At 53.5% G+C, this 17,008-nt stretch carries 18 protein-coding genes and 1 other annotated feature; of the genes, 11 read left to right on the top strand and 7 right to left on the bottom strand.

Translation table 11 applies throughout. The features are described 5' to 3' along the window. Positions 1–126: 126 nt before the first annotated feature. Complete coding sequence (luxS, locus tag DBY66_RS12440) at positions 127–642, top strand: S-ribosylhomocysteine lyase (protein WP_039379820.1); 516 nt, start codon at positions 127–129, stop codon at positions 640–642. A gap of 48 nt (positions 643–690) precedes the next feature. Here the strand turns inward: luxS and DBY66_RS12435 are convergent, their stop codons facing one another. Continuing rightward, a complete protein-coding gene (locus DBY66_RS12435) occupies positions 691–1,977 on the bottom strand; it encodes an HlyC/CorC family transporter (protein ID WP_039379818.1) in 1,287 nt (428 codons plus the stop codon). Between the two features lie 11 nt (positions 1,978–1,988). Continuing rightward, positions 1,989–2,783, bottom strand: a complete 795-nt coding sequence (locus tag DBY66_RS12430; RefSeq protein ID WP_039379815.1) for an inner membrane protein YpjD — start codon at positions 2,781–2,783, stop codon at positions 1,989–1,991. Between the two features lie 166 nt (positions 2,784–2,949). Between DBY66_RS12430 and ffh the strand changes: the two genes are divergently transcribed. From ffh to rplS, 5 genes are all read left to right on the top strand, one after another. Beyond that, the gene (gene ffh / locus DBY66_RS12425) at positions 2,950–4,311 is read left to right on the top strand and encodes a signal recognition particle protein (RefSeq protein WP_039379813.1); all 1,362 of its coding nucleotides are present in this window, start codon (positions 2,950–2,952) and stop codon (positions 4,309–4,311) included. A 141-nt stretch (positions 4,312–4,452) separates the two neighbouring features. After that, positions 4,453–4,701 (top strand): 30S ribosomal protein S16, encoded by a 249-nt coding sequence (gene rpsP, locus DBY66_RS12420; RefSeq protein WP_007893313.1) that lies wholly within the window; start codon positions 4,453–4,455, stop codon positions 4,699–4,701. Positions 4,702–4,719: 18 nt separating this feature from the next. Next, a complete protein-coding gene (rimM, locus tag DBY66_RS12415; protein ID WP_039379809.1) occupies positions 4,720–5,268 on the top strand; it encodes a ribosome maturation factor RimM in 549 nt (182 codons plus the stop codon). Positions 5,269–5,303: 35 nt separating this feature from the next. Beyond that, positions 5,304–6,068 (top strand): tRNA (guanosine(37)-N1)-methyltransferase TrmD, encoded by a 765-nt coding sequence (trmD, locus tag DBY66_RS12410; protein ID WP_052246437.1) that lies wholly within the window; start codon positions 5,304–5,306, stop codon positions 6,066–6,068. A gap of 42 nt (positions 6,069–6,110) precedes the next feature. Beyond that, a complete protein-coding gene (gene rplS / locus DBY66_RS12405) occupies positions 6,111–6,461 on the top strand; it encodes a 50S ribosomal protein L19 (RefSeq protein ID WP_039379805.1) in 351 nt (116 codons plus the stop codon). A gap of 55 nt (positions 6,462–6,516) precedes the next feature. Here rplS and DBY66_RS12400 read toward each other — a convergent pair whose 3' ends face one another. After that, entirely contained in the window at positions 6,517–7,032 is a 516-nt protein-coding gene (locus tag DBY66_RS12400; RefSeq protein WP_108569614.1) for a GNAT family N-acetyltransferase, read from the bottom strand. 303 nt (positions 7,033–7,335) lie between these two features. On the opposite strand from DBY66_RS12400, the gene DBY66_RS12395 reads away from it, so the two are divergent. Both DBY66_RS12395 and tyrA read left to right on the top strand, forming a co-directional pair. Beyond that, positions 7,336–8,415, top strand: a complete 1,080-nt coding sequence (locus DBY66_RS12395) for a 3-deoxy-7-phosphoheptulonate synthase (protein ID WP_071668528.1) — start codon at positions 7,336–7,338, stop codon at positions 8,413–8,415. 6 nt (positions 8,416–8,421) lie between these two features. Beyond that, positions 8,422–9,543 carry a bifunctional chorismate mutase/prephenate dehydrogenase gene (gene tyrA / locus DBY66_RS12390; protein WP_071668527.1) on the top strand — a complete coding sequence of 374 codons (1,122 nt, stop codon included), beginning with the start codon at positions 8,422–8,424 and terminating at the stop codon, positions 9,541–9,543. A gap of 31 nt (positions 9,544–9,574) precedes the next feature. Here the strand turns inward: tyrA and pheA are convergent, their stop codons facing one another. The 4 genes from pheA to bamD form a co-directional block, all read right to left on the bottom strand. Continuing rightward, positions 9,575–10,738 (bottom strand): bifunctional chorismate mutase/prephenate dehydratase, encoded by a 1,164-nt coding sequence (gene pheA / locus DBY66_RS12385; RefSeq protein WP_071668526.1) that lies wholly within the window; start codon positions 10,736–10,738, stop codon positions 9,575–9,577. 23 nt (positions 10,739–10,761) lie between these two features. Then, positions 10,762–10,887 (bottom strand) — a sequence feature (Phe leader region). Next, positions 10,839–10,886, bottom strand: coding sequence for a pheA operon leader peptide PheL (gene pheL, locus DBY66_RS12380; RefSeq protein ID WP_104085515.1), 48 nt, complete (start codon positions 10,884–10,886; stop codon positions 10,839–10,841). It overlaps the preceding feature by 48 nt. Positions 10,888–10,985: 98 nt before the next feature. Then, positions 10,986–11,312: a ribosome-associated translation inhibitor RaiA gene (gene raiA / locus DBY66_RS12375; protein ID WP_039379797.1), complete on the bottom strand. Its 327-nt coding sequence runs from the start codon at positions 11,310–11,312 to the stop codon at positions 10,986–10,988. Positions 11,313–11,575: 263 nt separating this feature from the next. Beyond that, entirely contained in the window at positions 11,576–12,307 is a 732-nt protein-coding gene (gene bamD / locus DBY66_RS12370) for an outer membrane protein assembly factor BamD (protein WP_065648353.1), read from the bottom strand. 128 nt (positions 12,308–12,435) lie between these two features. On the opposite strand from bamD, the gene rluD reads away from it, so the two are divergent. The 3 genes from rluD to clpB all read left to right on the top strand — a co-directional run bounded on the left by rluD (position 12,436) and on the right by clpB (position 16,842). Next, a complete protein-coding gene (gene rluD, locus DBY66_RS12365; RefSeq protein WP_108569613.1) occupies positions 12,436–13,416 on the top strand; it encodes a 23S rRNA pseudouridine(1911/1915/1917) synthase RluD in 981 nt (326 codons plus the stop codon). Further along, entirely contained in the window at positions 13,413–14,141 is a 729-nt protein-coding gene (gene yfiH / locus DBY66_RS12360; RefSeq protein WP_108569612.1) for a purine nucleoside phosphorylase YfiH, read from the top strand. Before rluD ends, yfiH begins: the two co-directional genes overlap by 4 nt. A 127-nt stretch (positions 14,142–14,268) precedes the next feature. Continuing rightward, complete coding sequence (clpB, locus tag DBY66_RS12355) at positions 14,269–16,842, top strand: ATP-dependent chaperone ClpB (protein WP_071668523.1); 2,574 nt, start codon at positions 14,269–14,271, stop codon at positions 16,840–16,842. The last annotated feature ends 166 nt before the right edge of the window (positions 16,843–17,008 follow it).

Genomic DNA, 17,008 nt, shown 5'->3' with positions numbered 1-17,008 from the left:
GGCCAAAATTAACATCTCTGTTGTCAGGGATGATGATAACAAATGCGCGTCTTTCATATATTCAGACGCAGAACGACGAGAAAAGTTTCATCGTTCAGAAAAAATTTTTCAAACAGGAGGTGACGTATGCCACTACTGGACAGTTTTACCGTTGATCACACCATCATGGCCGCGCCGGCAGTACGCGTGGCAAAGACCATGACAACTCCGCATGGCGATACCATCACCGTTTTCGATCTGCGTTTCTGCCGGCCAAACATCGACATTCTGACCGAGCGCGGGATCCATACGCTGGAGCATCTGTTTGCCGGCTTTATGCGCGATCACCTCAACGGTGAGGGCGTGGAGATCGTAGACATCTCTCCAATGGGGTGCCGTACCGGTTTCTACATGAGCCTGATCGGCACGCCAGATGAGCAGCGCGTGGCGCAGGCGTGGAAAGGGGCGATGGAAGATGTTCTGAAAGTCAAAGATCAGAATCAGATCCCGGAGCTTAATGAGTATCAGTGTGGCAGCTACAAGCTGCACTCCCTGGACGAAGCGCAGCAGATTGCGCGTAATGTTCTGTCACACGAGATCGGTATTAATCGCAACGAAGATCTGAAGCTGCCAGCAGAGAAGCTGAAAGAGTTGCATATCTGATTAGCCCTTTCTGTAAAAACGCCGCATATTCTGCGGCGTTTTTTTGTATCACGATCCCACTGAGCTTTTCAGCGGCTGCTGCGGTGTAACCCGCACCTGCTTCACCATGTTGTCCTGCACGTCGAGAATATCGATGTCATAGCTGCCAACCTGTACCCGCGTTTCGGTCTGCGGGATCTCTTCCAGCGCCTCAAGCAGCATGCCGTTAATGGTGCGCGCTTCCTCTTCCGGCAGCGTCCAGTTGAACGCCTTATTGATTTCGCGCACGTTAGCGCTGCCTTCAATCAGCACCGAGCCATCATTCTGTGGCATCACCTCTTCTGCGAGAGAAGGGGACATGGAGGTAGTAAAGTCGCCAACGATCTCTTCCAGAATATCTTCGATGGTGATGAGCCCCTTAATATCGCCATACTCATCCACTACCAGACCCGCTTTTTTCTTATTGCGCTGGAACTTAACCAGCTGCACATTCAGCGGCGTGCCTTCCGGCACATAGTAGATCTCATCAGCCGCGCGCAGCAGACGATCCTTATTGAACTCCTTTTTTTCCGTCATCATGCGCCAGGCTTCGCGCACGCGCAGCATGCCCACGGTATCGTCCAGCGAATCGCGAAACAGCACAATACGCCCATGCGGTGAGTTACTCAGCTGACGCTCAATCGATTTCCAGTCGTCATTGATATTGATACCAACAATTTCATTGCGCGGCACCATGATGTCATCCACGCTGACTTTTTCCAGATCGAGCACGGAGAGCAGCATATCCTGATTACGGCGAGACATCAGCGAGCGCGACTCGTAGACAATGGTGCGCAGCTCCTCTTTGCTCAGCGCGGAGTTTACGGAGCCCTCTGTTTTAATCCCCACCATACGCATCAGCATGCGCGTAATGGTATTAAGCAGCCAGACCAGTGGCAGCATCACATACTGCAGCGGCGCCAGTAAAACGCTGCTGGGGTAGGCCACTTTTTCAGGGTAGAGCGCTGCGATAGTTTTAGGCAGGACTTCAGCAAAAACCAGAACAACAAAGGTCAGCACGCCGGTGGCGATAGCAACCCCGGCATCACCATACAGACGCATCCCTACGATAGTCCCCAGTGCGGAGGCGAGAATATTGACCAGGTTGTTGCCGATTAAGACCAGACTAATCAGGCGATCGGGCCGGCGCAGCAGTTTCTCAACGCGCCGCGCTGCACGATTACCGCTTTTCGCTTTGTGCCGCAGCTTATAGCGGTTGAGCGTCATCATGCCGGTCTCAGAGCCGGAGAAGTACGCTGAGACCAGCACCATGATGACAAGAATGATAATCATCGTGGTGGTTGAAACATGTTCCAACGAAAAATTCCTTAGTGGGAAGTGAGAAGATGCTGCAGTACGCGACTGCCGAAGTAAGCCATGGTCAGCAGCAGCGCACCGCCGCAGTTAAACCAGACCACGCGCCGTCCGCGCCACCCTTCACGGTAGTGCCCCCAGAGCAGCACGATATAGACGAACCAGGCAAGAATGGAGAGCACCGCTTTATCGATATTCTCTGCGCTGAACAGGTTGTCCATGAAGAAAAGCCCGGTGCAAAGCACCAGCGTCAGCAGCACCACGCCAATCTGCGTGATATGAAACATTTTGCGCTCAATGCTTAGCAGCGGCGGCATATCCTGCGTAAAGGCGAGCTTTTTGTTTTTCAGCTGATAGTCGATCCACGCCAGCTGCAGCGCATAGAGCGCGGCAATAATCAGCGTGGCATAAGCAAACAGCGACAGACCGATATGCACCATCATGCCCGGCGTGGTCTCGAGGTGCGTAATAAAGGCATTCGGGACAAAGGTGGCAAACGCCAGATTAATTAACGCAAAGCTATAAACCACCGGCAGCAGCAGCCAGCCACGGTTACGTGAAGCCACAATAGTCATAATGGCGCAAATCAGCAGGCTCACCAGCGATCCGATATTAAGTAAGCTGAGATTTTGCCCGCTGTCGATAGCAAATATCCGCTGCTGCAGCGCGACAGCATGCGCAATCAGCGCAACGCAGGCGGACAGGACAGCAAATCGCCGCCAGCCGCTGTTACGTTTCAGTAAGCTGGGGATGATAAGTGCAAGACTGAGGGAGTAGGCGAAGAGCGCCACGATCGCGAAAACGAACATAGATCCTTTCTGAGAGTGATGAGATAAGGAAAAAAGCAGTATAGCGTCAGCGGCAGTATGCTCCAAACGATCTCACGGTCAATTGCAGAGATCGCTCAGGCTTCGTGTTATAATCCGGCGCATTGTGTCGCTCAGGCGGCCTCGCTACGGTATTAAGTGAGAGAGCATGTTTGATAATTTAACCGATCGTTTGTCGCAAACCCTGCGCAACATCAGCGGCCGCGGACGGCTGACCGAAGAGAACATCAAAGATACCCTGCGCGAAGTGCGCATGGCGCTGCTGGAGGCGGACGTTGCGCTGCCGGTAGTACGTGAATTTATTAACCGCGTAAAAGAAGCCGCGGTCGGACACGACGTCAATAAAAGCCTGACGCCGGGTCAGGAGTTTATCAAGATTGTCCGCAACGAGCTGATTGCGGCAATGGGGGCTGAAAATAATACCCTGAACCTGAATGCGCAGCCGCCGGCCGTGGTGCTGATGGCGGGCCTGCAGGGTGCCGGTAAAACCACCAGTGTGGGTAAGCTCGGTAAGTTTCTGCGTGAAAAGCACAAGAAAAAAGTGCTGGTGGTCTCAGCTGACGTTTATCGCCCGGCGGCGATTAAACAGCTGGAGACGCTGGCGCAGCAGGTGGGGGTGGATTTCTGTCCCTCCGATCTCAGCCAGAAGCCGGTTGACATCGTTAAGCATGCGCTGAAAGAGGCGAAGCTGAAGTTCTACGACGTGCTGCTGGTGGATACCGCCGGTCGTTTGCACGTAGACGAAGCGATGATGGACGAAATCAAACAGGTCCACGCCGCCATTAATCCGGTGGAAACGCTGTTTGTTGTCGATGCCATGACCGGTCAGGATGCCGCGAACACGGCTAAAGCATTTAATGAAGCGCTGCCGCTGACCGGGGTGATCCTGACCAAGGTTGATGGTGACGCACGCGGCGGTGCCGCGCTTTCGATTCGTCACATCACCGGTAAACCAATCAAGTTTATGGGGATGGGTGAGAAAACCGAGGCGCTGGAAGCGTTTTATCCCGACCGTATCGCCTCGCGCATTCTGGGCATGGGCGATGTCCTGTCGCTGATTGAAGATATTGAAAGCAAGGTTGACCGCGATCAGGCGGAAAAGCTGGCGAAAAAGCTGAAAACCGGTGACGGTTTCGATCTCAATGACTTCCTTGAGCAGCTTAAGCAGATGCGCAATATGGGCGGTATGGCCAGCCTGATGGGCAAACTGCCGGGTATGGGGCAGCTGCCGGATAACGTTAAATCGCAGATGGATGACAAGGTGCTGGTGCGCATGGAGGCCATCATTAACTCCATGACGCGTAAAGAGCGTGAGAAGCCTGAAATCATCAAGGGTTCACGCAAGCGTCGCATCGCGACCGGCGCCGGTATGCAGGTGCAGGATGTCAATCGGCTGCTGAAGCAGTTCGATGATATGCAGCGCATGATGAAAAAGATGAAGAAAGGCGGCATGGCAAAAATGATGCGCGGCATGAAGGGTATGATGCCGCCAGGTTTCCCGGGCCGTTAAGATATCGCTACACAGCCAGAAAAGTATGCTACTGCGGTTGCTTTTTGCGCCAAAATGAGTAAAATTTTCGGGCTTTTTATATTGCACCCGGGCCCCGTTCCTCGATGGGGCCCGGTTGTTTTATTAACTAAAGAGGATGTTATGGTAACAATTCGTTTGGCACGTCACGGCGCAAAAAAGCGTCCGTTCTACCAGGTCGTCGTCACTGACAGCCGCAATGCACGCAACGGCCGCTTCATTGAGCGCGTTGGTTTCTTCAACCCGATCGCATCTGGTCAGGCTGAAGGTCTGCGTCTGGACCTGGACCGTATTGAGCACTGGGTTGGCCAGGGCGCAACGCTTTCCGATCGCGTTAACGCGCTGATCAAAGAAGCAAAAAAAGCAGCTTAATCTGTCACGGTGGTGAGCATGACCAGTAAACCTGCCGCACAGCCTCCTGTTAACCCCATCGTTTTGGGCAAAATGGGTGCCGCTTACGGAATTCGGGGCTGGCTCAAAGTGTTTTCCTCCACTGAAGACGCTGAAAGCATCTTCGACTACCAACCCTGGTTTATCCAGCGCGCCGGTAAATGGCAGCAGGTAGAACTGGAAGGTTGGAAGCACCACAATCAGGACCTGATTATCAAAGTCAACGGCATTGACGATCGGGACGCGGCGGCGCAGTTAACCAATTGTGAAATCACGGTTGACTCCACGCAGCTGCCTGCGCTGGGAGAGGGTGATTACTACTGGAAAGACCTTATGGGTTGTAAAGTAGTTAACCTCGACGGCTATGAGATGGGCAAAGTCATTGATTTGATGGAAACCGGCTCAAACGACGTACTCGTCGTTAAGGCGAACCTGAAAGATGCATTCGGTGTACAGGAGCGGTTAATACCGTTTCTCGATGAACAGGTTATCAAGAAAGTCGATCTCGCTACTGGCACTATTGAAGTAGACTGGGATCCTGGTTTTTGATCTCCGGACAATCCGGTAACGTAACGGCGAACGCGATGTGGATTGGTGTTATCAGCCTGTTTCCAGAGATGTTTCGCGCTATTACCGAGTACGGGGTAACTGGCCGGGCAGTTAAAAATGGCCTGCTCAACATTGAGAGCTGGAGTCCTCGTGACTTCACGCACGACCGGCACCGTACCGTGGACGATCGTCCTTACGGCGGCGGACCGGGAATGTTGATGATGGTGCAACCCTTACGGGATGCGATCCACGCAGCGAAAGCAGCGGCGGGAGAAGGTGCTAAGGTGATTTATCTGTCACCTCAGGGGCGCAAACTTGACCAGCAGGGCGTTTGCGAACTGGCGACTAACCAGAAACTGATTCTGGTCTGTGGTCGCTACGAAGGTATTGATGAGCGCGTGATCCATACAGAGATTGACGAAGAGTGGTCAATCGGTGATTACGTTCTCAGTGGTGGTGAGCTGCCAGCCATGACGCTGATTGACTCCGTCGCCCGGTTTATTCCCGGCGTACTGGGCAAGCAGGCGTCCGCCGATGAAGACTCATTCTCGGATGGTTTGCTGGATTGCCCGCACTATACCCGGCCTGAAGTGTTAGAAGGGATGGAAGTACCGTCAGTTCTGCTGTCGGGCAACCATGCCGATATTCGCCGCTGGCGCCTGAAACAGTCGCTAGGCCGTACCTGGCTAAGAAGACCTGAACTTCTGGAAAACCTGGCTCTGACTGAAGAGCAAGCAAGGTTGCTGAATGAGTTCCAGCGGGAACAGCAGCAGCAACAAAACGATGAAGCGGAAGAGTAATCTTCCCTGACTATCAGTTTACCCAGGATATGAGATTTAATTATGAGCAACATTATCAAGCAAATTGAACAAGAACAGCTGAAACAGGATGTACCTTCATTCCGTCCGGGTGATTCCGTGGAAGTGAAAGTATGGGTCGTTGAAGGTTCTAAAAAACGTCTGCAGGCATTCGAGGGCGTGGTTATCGCTATTCGTAACCGCGGTCTGCACTCTGCATTCACTGTTCGTAAGATTTCCAACGGCGAAGGCGTTGAGCGTGTCTTCCAGACTCACTCTCCGGTAATTGACAGCATTACTGTCAAACGTCGTGGTGCTGTGCGTAAAGCCAAACTGTACTACCTGCGTGAGCGCACCGGTAAGTCAGCTCGTATCAAAGAGCGTCTTGGCGCGTAAGCGACATCTCAAAGTTAATAGCAAACAAGGGGTTGGCATAATGCCAGCCCCTTTTTTATGGATGCTTTAAGCGATAAACCGCGGCCTCAACCGGCCCGTCCGGCAGCACAATCAGCCCGTGCTGGCAGCCTGTCAGCGTAAACCCGCTGCGTAATGCCACGGCGCGGCTGGCGACATTATCTGTGGCGGCCAGGATTTCCAGCTCCGTGATATCTGGCCGGCTAAAACCCAGGGTTATCAGTTGCGCTACCGCGCGTGTAGCCACGCCCTGACGCTGCGCATCGCTGCGTACCCAGTAGCCCAGCGCTGCAACCTCGCCGGGCTGACGGGCAAAACGGATCCCGGCCCCTCCCAGCAGACGATAACGGCTGTCTGCGATCGCAAACCTTTCGGCCTCACCTCTGACACGCTCTGCGTGAGCGAAATTAAACCAGCTTACTGCCTCTTCCGGCCGGTAATTTTCATGCGCCCACGTCATCCAGGGCAGCAGGGTATCAAGAGACTGATTGACGGCCTCAGCAAAAGCAGTTGCATCTGACAGCGCAAAGGGACGCAGGATTATCTCAGTCATAATCAGTCAGCCTTCATAAATCGTGAGGAATTACAGAATATTAACTGAGCGCGCAGTGAAAAACGAGTCGCAGCTCTACGATAGTGTAATTTTATATTTACATCCATCCGGCAAGGTATACAGTGTCATTTATTTATATGTATCTGATAAATATAAATTTAAATGCAAATTTATACCGTGGTGCAATGCAGGTGGTAAAAATAGTGTACACGCATGGATTGCATACAATACAGCCTGTGATAGAGTAAGCGTCATCCTCACTGAGGATTCAAACCGCACAGATGAGTAAAAAGGATCGCCACCATGCAGAAAGACGCGCTGAATAACGTACATATCGCTGACGAACAGATTTTAATTACGCCGCAGGAGCTGAAAGCACGCTTTCCGCTGACGGCAGAGCAGGAAGCTCAGATTACTGCTTCGCGTAAAACTATTGCGGACATTATTGCCGGGCGCGATCCGCGTCTGCTGGTGGTCTGCGGTCCCTGCTCAATTCACGATCCGGAAGCAGCGTTAGCGTACGCCCGTCAGTTAAAAGATCTCTCTGTGCAGCTGAAGGATCAGCTCTATATCGTCATGCGCGTCTATTTTGAAAAACCCCGCACCACCGTAGGCTGGAAAGGGCTGATCAACGATCCTTACATGAACAACTCATTTGATATGGAAGCCGGGCTGCACATTGCGCGTCAGCTGCTGGTAAACCTGGTTGAAATGGGTTTGCCACTGGCGACAGAAGCGCTGGATCCTAATAGCCCGCAATATCTCGGCGATCTGTTTAGCTGGTCAGCCATTGGTGCGCGCACCACGGAATCACAAACGCACCGTGAAATGGCGTCTGGTCTTTCAATGCCGGTAGGTTTTAAAAACGGCACCGATGGCAGTCTCGGCACGGCGATCAACGCTATGCGTGCGGCAGCGATGCCTCACCGTTTTGTCGGCATTAACCAGGCAGGGCAGGTCTGCCTGCTGCAGACGCAGGGCAACCCGGACGGACACGTGATCCTGCGCGGTGGCAAAGCGCCTAACTACGGCCCGGACGATGTTGCACAGTGTGAAAAAGAGATGCTGAAAGCAGGACTGCGCCCGGCCTTAATGATAGATTGCAGCCATGGCAATTCTAACAAAGACTATCGTCGTCAGCCTGGCGTAGCCGAATCGGCTATTGCGCAGATCAAAGATGGAAACCGCTCTATTATTGGCCTGATGCTTGAGAGCAATATTCACGAAGGCAATCAGCCTTCAGAGCAGCCGCGCAGCGAAATGAAGTATGGTGTCTCGGTGACCGATGCCTGCATTGACTGGAATACTACCGAAACGCTGCTGCGCACGATCCATCAGGATCTGCAGGGAGTGCTGTCGGCGCGTCTGTCACACGAGGTATAAAGAGTCATGGTGGCTGAACTGACCGCATTGCGCGATCAAATTGATGAAGTCGATCAGGCGCTGCTTGGGCTGCTGGCAAAACGACTGGAGCTGGTGGCACAGGTTGGCGAAGTAAAAAGCCGTTACGGCCTGCCGATTTATGTACCCGAGCGTGAAGCAAGCATGCTGGCGTCACGCCGGCAGGAAGCAGAAGCGCTCGGCGTATCTCCCGATCTGATTGAAGATGTATTGCGTCGTCTGATGCGGGAATCCTATACCCATGAGAATGACAAAGGTTTCAAAACCCTTTGTCCTTCACTGCGTCCGGTAGTGATCGTCGGCGGCAGCGGCAAGATGGGGCGTCTGTTTGAAAAAATGCTGACACTGTCCGGTTATCAGGTGCGCATTCTGGACAAAGAGGACTGGGATCGCGCCGATCGGCTGCTGCAGGATGCGGGCATGGTGATCATCAGTGTCCCAATCCATCTTACCGAGAAGATCATCGCCGATCTGCCTGCGCTGCCGGACGACTGCATCCTGGTCGATCTTGCATCGGTAAAAAACAGGCCGCTGCAGGCCATGCTTGCCGCGCACGCCGGACCGGTACTGGGGCTGCACCCGATGTTTGGGCCCGACAGCGGCAGTCTGGCAAAACAGGTTGTGGTCTGGTGCGACGGTCGTCAGCCGGAAGCGTATCAGTGGTTCCTGGAACAGATTCAGGTTTGGGGAGCACGGCTGCACTGCATCAGCGCCGCAGAGCACGATCAGAACATGGCCTTTATTCAGGCGCTGCGTCACTTTACGACTTTTGCTTACGGCCTTCACCTGGCTGAAGAGAATGTGAACCTGGATCAGCTGCTGGCGCTCTCTTCACCTATTTACCGGCTGGAGCTGGCCATGGTAGGGCGGCTATTTGCGCAGGATCCACAGCTCTATGCCGATATCATTATGGCTTCAGAAAGCAACCTGGCGCTGATAAAACGTTACCATCAGCGCTTTGGTGAAGCTATATCGCTACTGGAACAGAGCAATAAGCAGGCGTTTATCAGCAGTTTTGAGCGCGTGGAACAGTGGTTTGGCGATCACGCCCAGCGTTTTCTGGTTGAAAGCCGCAGTCTGTTACGCTCGGCTAACGATAGCCGGCAATAAAAAAAGGCACCCTCAGCGGTGCCTTTTCTGCTTATATGCGGGGTTCAACCGGAACCACATTTTCACCGGGATAGCAGCCCAGCACTTTCAGTGAGCGCGTCAGCTGGCGTAATTCTGCCAGCGCCAGCTGCATATTTTCCGACTGCAGATTGCCCTGCACATCAATGTAGAACATCTCTTCCCACGGGTTACCGTTAATCGGGCGATTCTCCAGCCGGCTCATAATCAGATTATGGTTGCGCAGTACCAGCAGGGCCTCTACCAGCGCACCCGCCTGCTGACCGGTAGCCATGATCAGCGTGGTTTTGGCCGGGACCTGCACCGAAACGTCAACCGGCTTGCGCGCCAGTACGATAAAACGCGTGTGGTTCTGCTGCTGATTTGCCAGGTTACGCTCCAGCACCTGCAGCCCATAGAGTTCACCGCCTGCTTCGCTGCCCAGGGCGGCAACCTCTGGGGAATTAAGCGCGGCGACTTTCTCCATGGCTGCGGCAGTGCTTTCGGTGTACTCAATTTTCCACTGCGGGAAACGGTTAATAAACTGACTGCACTGCTGAAAAGGCTGGGGATGACTGTAGACGGTTTTGATCTGTTTAAGCGTGGTGGTCTCTTTTACCAGTACACAGTGCTCGATAGGGATGGTCAGTTCGCCAATGATTGAGAGCGACGTCTGCTGCAGCAGATCGTAAACATCATTGATAGAGCCTGAGCTGGTGTTTTCAATTGGCATCACCGCATAGTCAGCCTGGCCAGCCTCAACCTGCTGGATAATATCCTGAAATTTCAGACAGCCGTTTTCAACATATGAAGCAAAATGGCGTGACGCATATTTACGGGCGGCCAGATGCGAATAAGATCCCTTAGGTCCCAGAAAGGCGATGCGGGGCGCCAGCGCGTGCGGGTGGTTCAGGTTTTTCTGCAGCAGCGCCTGCTGCGTCAGCACCGAATCTTCAATAATCAGCTGAAACAGACGGGTAATGTAGTGGGCATCGAGCTGCTGCTGCTTACCGAGGGAAATCAGATTTTCCAGCAGGGCACGCTCCCGCTCAATATCACGTATGGGCCGCAGCGTGGTCAGTTTCGCCTGGGCAACTTCGATTGCCAGCGACCGTCGCTCGGCCAGCAGTGTAAGTAGTTTGCTGTCAACTGCGCTGATTTTATCGCGCAGCACCAGCAGTGGATTATCGATACTCATTAAGCTCACCTGTAAATACAGTTAAAAAAAAAGCCTCCCGCTGGGGGAGGCTTTGTCATTCGTCTTCGCATTCATTTTCGCATGACGACGCGCCTCCCGTTCAGGGGAAGGTAAAAAAGAATGCGAAGAAAAATGGCTGATGTTTCATGGTTTATTCCGGCAGGTAAGTGTTCTGAGAGTAATCGTACTGCTTAAAAGCTGTCAATAAAAAACGCGCCAGCTGGCGCGTTTTTTGTAACTGCAGAGTTTATCCTGCCGGAATGAAATCTTTAACACTGCTGGCAGCGCGGCGTGCTTCAGGCTTGTGCTGAGCTTTATTTAGCTGGCGCTCCAGCTTCGCGATCAAATCGTTGATGGCGGTATACATATCATCATGTTTAGCACTGGCAACCAGAGTACCGTTGGGCGTGTTAATGGTGGCATCCGCTACGAACTCTTTGGGCTCTTTAGACAACACGATGTGAGGATTGATGAGGTGGGCTTGCCACTTTTCCAGTTTAGCGAGACGGTCTTCGACATGGCTGCGAATTGCTGCAGTGATTTCCATTTGTTTGCTGGTAATGTTCAGAATCATAGTTAAACCTCTCTGTCATTTCCGTCTGGGTAGAGTCAGCATACCGCGCCACACAGGAATTTATGTGATCTGGATCACATACGAACGTCACATTTTGTCAACGCAGGAGATTTGCGAGAAAGACCGGAGATTATTTAAAAAATGCTTGAAGCCAGCACTACAGCAGGGCAGGATTGACGGGTTAACCGCAACGCAAATGCCCTTTGCAGGCATAAAAAAAGCAGCCAAACGGCTGCTTTTTAAGCACGTTATCAACCACTTTTTTAACTGTTATTGGCCGCGATAATTTTCGCAACTTTGTCAGCTTCGGCCGTTAACTGCAGCTGGCGATAAGCATTCTCCATCAGCGGCAGCGCATCGCGTGTTGCCTGCGTATCCTGATAATCACGCATCATGCCTTCCACACGATTAACAACAGCGACATAAGCCCCGCGCTTGGTATAGAATTGCGCCACCGAAAGTTCATATTTCGCCAGACGATCTTTCAGATAGGTCAGGCGTTTCTGAGCATCCGCCGCATACTGGCTGTTTGGGTAGCTACGCAGCAGCTGGGAGAAGTCACGGAAGGCGTCGCGCGCATGGTTGGGATCGCGATCGGAGCGATCGATACCAAAGAAGCCCTGCAGAGCGGAGTCATCCAGGGCCATATCCGTCAGACCTTTCATATAGATGACGTAATCGATATTCGGATGAGTCGGGTTCAGACGCATAAAGCGCGAGATAGCAGCCTGCGCCAGCGGAAGATCGGCATTTTTGTAATACGCGTAGATTAAATCCAGCTGCACCTGCTGCGAGTAAGGACCAAATGGATAACGATTATCCAGCGCTTCCAGTTGCTTAATTGCCGCTTTGAAGTTACCGTCCTGCAGCTTTTGCTGAGCTGTGGCATAAATTTCAGACGGCGGGCTGTCCGGAACCGGATCAGATGAGCCGGAGCAGCCTACCAGGGCCAGGCTCAATGTGGCGGCAGCCACCAGATGTTTCATACGCGTCATGACGAAATGATTATCCTCAAAATGTTATGGCGGAAGCTGTCCGTATAGCTCCCGGTAATGACCAGTACGATAGCACATTATATTAAACGGCATCGCCGTAAAACCCAACGTTAACGAAGAAGCTGTATATGGCACAACAAGTTCAACTCACCGCAACGGTGTCCGAAGCACAGCTTGGACAACGTTTAGATCAGACTTTGGCAGAATTGTTCCCTGATTATTCACGCTCCCGCATAAAAGAGTGGATCCTCGATCGCCGCGTCAGCGTCAACGGCACTATCATCGATAAACCGAAAGAGAAAGTTCTGGGCGGTGAGCAGGTGGCTATTGATGCTGAGATTGAAGAGGAACAGCGCTGGGAAGCGCAGAACATCCCTCTTAATATCGTTTATGAAGATGACCATATTCTGGTTATCAATAAACCCCGCGACCTGGTGGTACACCCCGGTGCAGGTAATCCTGACGGCACTATTCTGAATGCACTGCTCTACCACTTTCCGCCGATCGCTGATGTACCGCGCGTCGGTATCGTACATCGCCTGGATAAAGACACCACTGGCCTGATGGTCGTGGCAAAAACGGTTCCGGCACAGACGCATCTGGTGGAAACGCTGCAGCTGCGTGAAATCACGCGTGAATATGAAGCGGTTGCCATCGGTACGATGACGGCTGGCGGCACCGTTGATGAACCCATGGCGCGACACTCCACCAAGCGTACCCACATGGCCGTCCATCCGATGGGAAAACCGGCAACCACGCACTACCGCATCATGGAGCATTTCCGGGCCCATACGCGCCTGCGCCTGCGCCTGGAGACGGGCCGTACGCATCAGATCCGTGTTCATATGGCGCATATCAACCATCCGCTGGTGGGCGATCCGCTTTACGGTGGCCGGCCGCGTCCGCCAAAAGGGGCGTCAGAGGCGTTCATTAATACGCTGCGCGGATTTGATCGTCAGGCGCTGCACGCGACAATGCTGCGTCTCTATCATCCGATAACCGGTATTGAAATGGAGTGGCATGCTCCGCTGCCGCAGGACATGGTTGATCTGATTGACGCCTTAAAAGCCGATACGGAAGAGTTCCGCGATCGCATGGACTGGCTATGAGCGAATGGATCATCCCGGACTGGCCTGCTCCGCAGCGCGTTCGGGCCTGCTCCACGACCCGGCGGGGCGGTCATAGCCTGGCGCCCTGGGATTCGCTCAACCCGGCGGCTCACGTCGGGGATGCGCCCGCTCACGTGATGCGTAATCGCCAGCACATCGCAGAAACATTATCGCTTTCTGCAATGCCGCAGTGGCTGGATCAGATACATGGCAATGCGGTAGTGCGCCTGCCTGCAGCCTGTGCGCTGCCACAGGCTGACGCGGCCATTACCCGGGAGCCGGGCGTGGTGTGCGCCATTATGACGGCTGACTGCCTGCCGGTGCTGTTTTGCAGTAAAGATGGCAGTGAAATCGCAGCAGCCCATGCGGGCTGGCGCGGCCTCTGTAACGGCGTGCTGGAACAGACGCTGGCGCAGTTTCACTGTCCGGCCAGCGAGGTATATGCCTGGCTGGGCCCGGCTATCGGACCCGGTGCGTTTGAAGTAGGAGCGGAAGTACGTCAGGCATTTATGGCCCACGATGCGCGCGCAGAAGTGGCCTTTCGTCCGGCAGGCGCAAAATATTTTGCGGATATCTGGCTGCTGGCCGAACAGCGTCTGCTTAGCGCAGGCGTAATCTCTGTCAGCGGTTCACGACGCTGCACGTTCACAGAAAAGCAGGATTTTTTCTCTTTTCGCCGCGACGGTGTTACCGGGCGTATGGCTACATTAATCTGGCTGCAATAACCTTACGCTCTGAGACGATCCGGTCAGCCTGTTTTTTGCTCACAATATCAGGTCAGAAACCTTGAAAATTTGAGGCCTGACCTCATCTTAATCTCCAGTAGCATTTTGACCTGTAACGGGAGGAATTATGCGTCTGGATCGTCTTACCAACAAATTCCAGCTAGCCCTTGCTGATGCCCAGTCCCTGGCTCTGGGACAGGATAACCAGTTTATTGAACCGCTTCATGTGATGAGCGCTCTGCTCAACCAGGAAGGGGGATCGGTGCGTCCGCTGCTTAGCGCAGCAGGAGCCGATGTCGCCACTCTGCGTAGCAGTATTGAACAGGCAATCAATCGTCTGCCCCAGGTCGAAGGCACCGAGGGGGATGTACAGCCCTCAGCCGATCTGGTGCGGGTGCTGAACCTGTGTGACAAACTGGCGCAAAAGCGCGGCGATAACTTTATCTCATCTGAATTATTTGTTCTGGCGGCTCTGGATTCACGCGGTTCACTGGCGGATCTGCTTAAAGCTGCCGGCGTGACGTCTGACAAACTCGCGAACGCTATCGAACAATTGCGCGGAGGCGAAAACGTGAATGACCAGGGAGCTGAAGATCAGCGCCAGGCACTGAAAAAATATACCATCGATCTCACCGAGCGCGCCGAACGTGGCAAGCTGGACCCGGTAATCGGACGCGATGAAGAGATCCGCCGTACCATCCAGGTGTTGCAGCGCCGTACCAAGAATAACCCGGTATTGATTGGTGAACCCGGCGTGGGTAAAACCGCCATTGTTGAAGGGCTGGCTCAGCGCATTATCAATGGTGAAGTGCCTGAAGGCCTGAAAGGTCGTCGCGTACTGGCGCTGGATATGGGGGCGCTGGTGGCGGGAGCCAAATACCGTGGTGAATTTGAGGAGCGCCTGAAAGGGGTGTTGAACGATCTCGCGAAGCAGGAAGGCAATGTCATTCTGTTTATCGATGAGCTGCACACGATGGTAGGCGCAGGCAAAGCTGATGGCGCGATGGACGCAGGAAACATGCTGAAGCCAGCTCTGGCGCGTGGTGAACTGCACTGCGTTGGCGCAACCACGCTGGATGAGTATCGGCAGTATATAGAAAAGGATGCTGCCCTGGAGCGTCGCTTCCAGAAAGTATTTGTGGCAGAGCCCAGCGTCGAAGATACCATCGCTATTCTGCGCGGTCTGAAAGAGCGCTATGAGCTGCATCACCATGTGCAGATCACCGACCCGGCTATTGTGGCAGCAGCAACGTTGTCACATCGCTATATCGCCGACCGGCAGCTGCCAGATAAAGCGATCGACCTGATTGATGAAGCTGCATCCAGTATTCGTCTGCAGATCGATTCGAAACCTGAGCCGCTCGATCGTCTGGAGCGCCGTATCATCCAGCTGAAACTGGAGCAGCAGGCGCTGAAGAAAGAGTCTGACGATGCCAGCGTCAAGCGTCTTGAGATGCTAGAGACGGAGCTGAATCAGAAAGAGCGCGAATATGCAGAACTGGAAGAGGAGTGGAAAGCTGAAAAGGCGTCACTCACCGGTACGCAAAATATTAAAGCGGAGCTGGAGCAGGCAAGACTGACGCTGGAACAGGCGCGGCGCACAGGCGATCTGGCGCAAATGTCAGAGCTGCAGTATGGCAAAATTCCGGCGCTGGAAAAGCAGCTGGCGAGTGCCACTCAGGCTGAAGGCAAAATCATGAAGCTGCTACGCAACCGCGTAACGGATGTTGAGATTGCCGACGTACTGGCGCGCTGGACCGGTATTCCGGTAGCACGCATGATGGAAGGTGAGCGCGACAAACTGCTGCGTATGGAGCAGGAATTACATGCGCGGGTTATCGGCCAGAACGAAGCGGTAGAGGCGGTTTCAAATGCCATCCGTCGCAGCCGGGCAGGCTTGTCCGATCCCAATCGCCCGATTGGTTCATTCCTGTTCCTCGGTCCAACCGGGGTAGGTAAAACCGAGCTGTGTAAAGCGCTGGCAAATTTTCTGTTTGACAGCGACGATGCGATGGTGCGGATCGACATGTCTGAGTTTATGGAGAAACATTCGGTTTCGCGGCTGGTGGGTGCACCTCCGGGATATGTCGGATATGAGGAGGGCGGTTATCTTACTGAAGCGGTACGCCGCCGGCCTTACTCCGTCATCTTACTGGATGAAGTTGAGAAAGCGCATCCGGATGTATTTAACATCCTGCTGCAGGTGCTGGATGATGGACGACTGACGGATGGTCAGGGGCGTACCGTAGATTTCCGCAACTCAGTGGTGATCATGACGTCGAACCTGGGATCGGATTTAATTCAGGAGCGCTTCGGTGCGCTTGATTACCCAGCGATGAAAGAAACGGTAATGACGGTAGTCGGACACCACTTCCGTCCTGAGTTTATCAACCGTATCGATGAAGTGGTGGTATTTCATCCGCTGGGAGAGCAGCACATTGCCTCTATTGCGCAGATACAGCTGCAGCGGCTTTATCAGCGTCTGGAAGATCGCGGCTATCAGCTGCACATCTCCGAAGCAGCACTGAAACTGCTTGGTGAGAATGGCTACGATCCGGTTTACGGTGCGCGTCCGCTCAAACGGGCTATCCAGCAGCATATTGAGAACCCGCTGGCGCAGAAGATACTCTCCGGGGCGTTTGTGCCAGGAAAAACCATCGAGATGGATGTAAGCGAAGGCGAAATTGTCGCTCACCAGTAAGTGTTGTGCATAAAAACGGGCCTGCGGGCCCGTTTTTTGTTTCTTTAATATACAGCTGAGCTGGTTTTTACAACGCATTGCCTGGAAAGTAAGCGCCCGAGCAAAAAAGTTGAAATTAGCACTTGTCACCCGGCGAGAACTCCCTATAATGCGCCACCACTGAGAC

It is taken from the genome of Pantoea sp. RIT413 (genome assembly GCF_003057675.2).
Classification (GTDB): Bacteria; Pseudomonadota; Gammaproteobacteria; order Enterobacterales; family Enterobacteriaceae; genus Pantoea; species Pantoea eucrina.
Note: the sequence above shows the minus strand (reverse complement) of the source record. Positions and strands in the feature narration are given on the sequence as shown.

Bases quoted from the DNA above. Each gene is read 5' to 3' on its own strand.
- luxS (WP_039379820.1), top strand. From the start codon at position 127: ATGCCACTACTGGACAGTTTTACCGTTGATCACACCATCATGGCCGCG.
- DBY66_RS12430 (WP_039379815.1), bottom strand. From the start codon at position 2,783: ATGTTCGTTTTCGCGATCGTGGCGCTCTTCGCCTACTCCCTCAGTCTT.
- ffh (WP_039379813.1), top strand. From the start codon at position 2,950: ATGTTTGATAATTTAACCGATCGTTTGTCGCAAACCCTGCGCAACATC.
- rpsP (WP_007893313.1), top strand. From the start codon at position 4,453: ATGGTAACAATTCGTTTGGCACGTCACGGCGCAAAAAAGCGTCCGTTC.
- rimM (WP_039379809.1), top strand. From the start codon at position 4,720: ATGACCAGTAAACCTGCCGCACAGCCTCCTGTTAACCCCATCGTTTTG.
- trmD (WP_052246437.1), top strand. From the start codon at position 5,304: ATGTGGATTGGTGTTATCAGCCTGTTTCCAGAGATGTTTCGCGCTATT.
- rplS (WP_039379805.1), top strand. From the start codon at position 6,111: ATGAGCAACATTATCAAGCAAATTGAACAAGAACAGCTGAAACAGGAT.
- DBY66_RS12400 (WP_108569614.1), bottom strand. From the start codon at position 7,032: ATGACTGAGATAATCCTGCGTCCCTTTGCGCTGTCAGATGCAACTGCT.
- DBY66_RS12395 (WP_071668528.1), top strand. From the start codon at position 7,336: ATGCAGAAAGACGCGCTGAATAACGTACATATCGCTGACGAACAGATT.
- tyrA (WP_071668527.1), top strand. From the start codon at position 8,422: ATGGTGGCTGAACTGACCGCATTGCGCGATCAAATTGATGAAGTCGAT.
- pheA (WP_071668526.1), bottom strand. From the start codon at position 10,738: ATGAGTATCGATAATCCACTGCTGGTGCTGCGCGATAAAATCAGCGCA.
- raiA (WP_039379797.1), bottom strand. From the start codon at position 11,312: ATGATTCTGAACATTACCAGCAAACAAATGGAAATCACTGCAGCAATT.
- bamD (WP_065648353.1), bottom strand. From the start codon at position 12,307: ATGACGCGTATGAAACATCTGGTGGCTGCCGCCACATTGAGCCTGGCC.
- rluD (WP_108569613.1), top strand. From the start codon at position 12,436: ATGGCACAACAAGTTCAACTCACCGCAACGGTGTCCGAAGCACAGCTT.
- yfiH (WP_108569612.1), top strand. From the start codon at position 13,413: ATGAGCGAATGGATCATCCCGGACTGGCCTGCTCCGCAGCGCGTTCGG.
- clpB (WP_071668523.1), top strand. From the start codon at position 14,269: ATGCGTCTGGATCGTCTTACCAACAAATTCCAGCTAGCCCTTGCTGAT.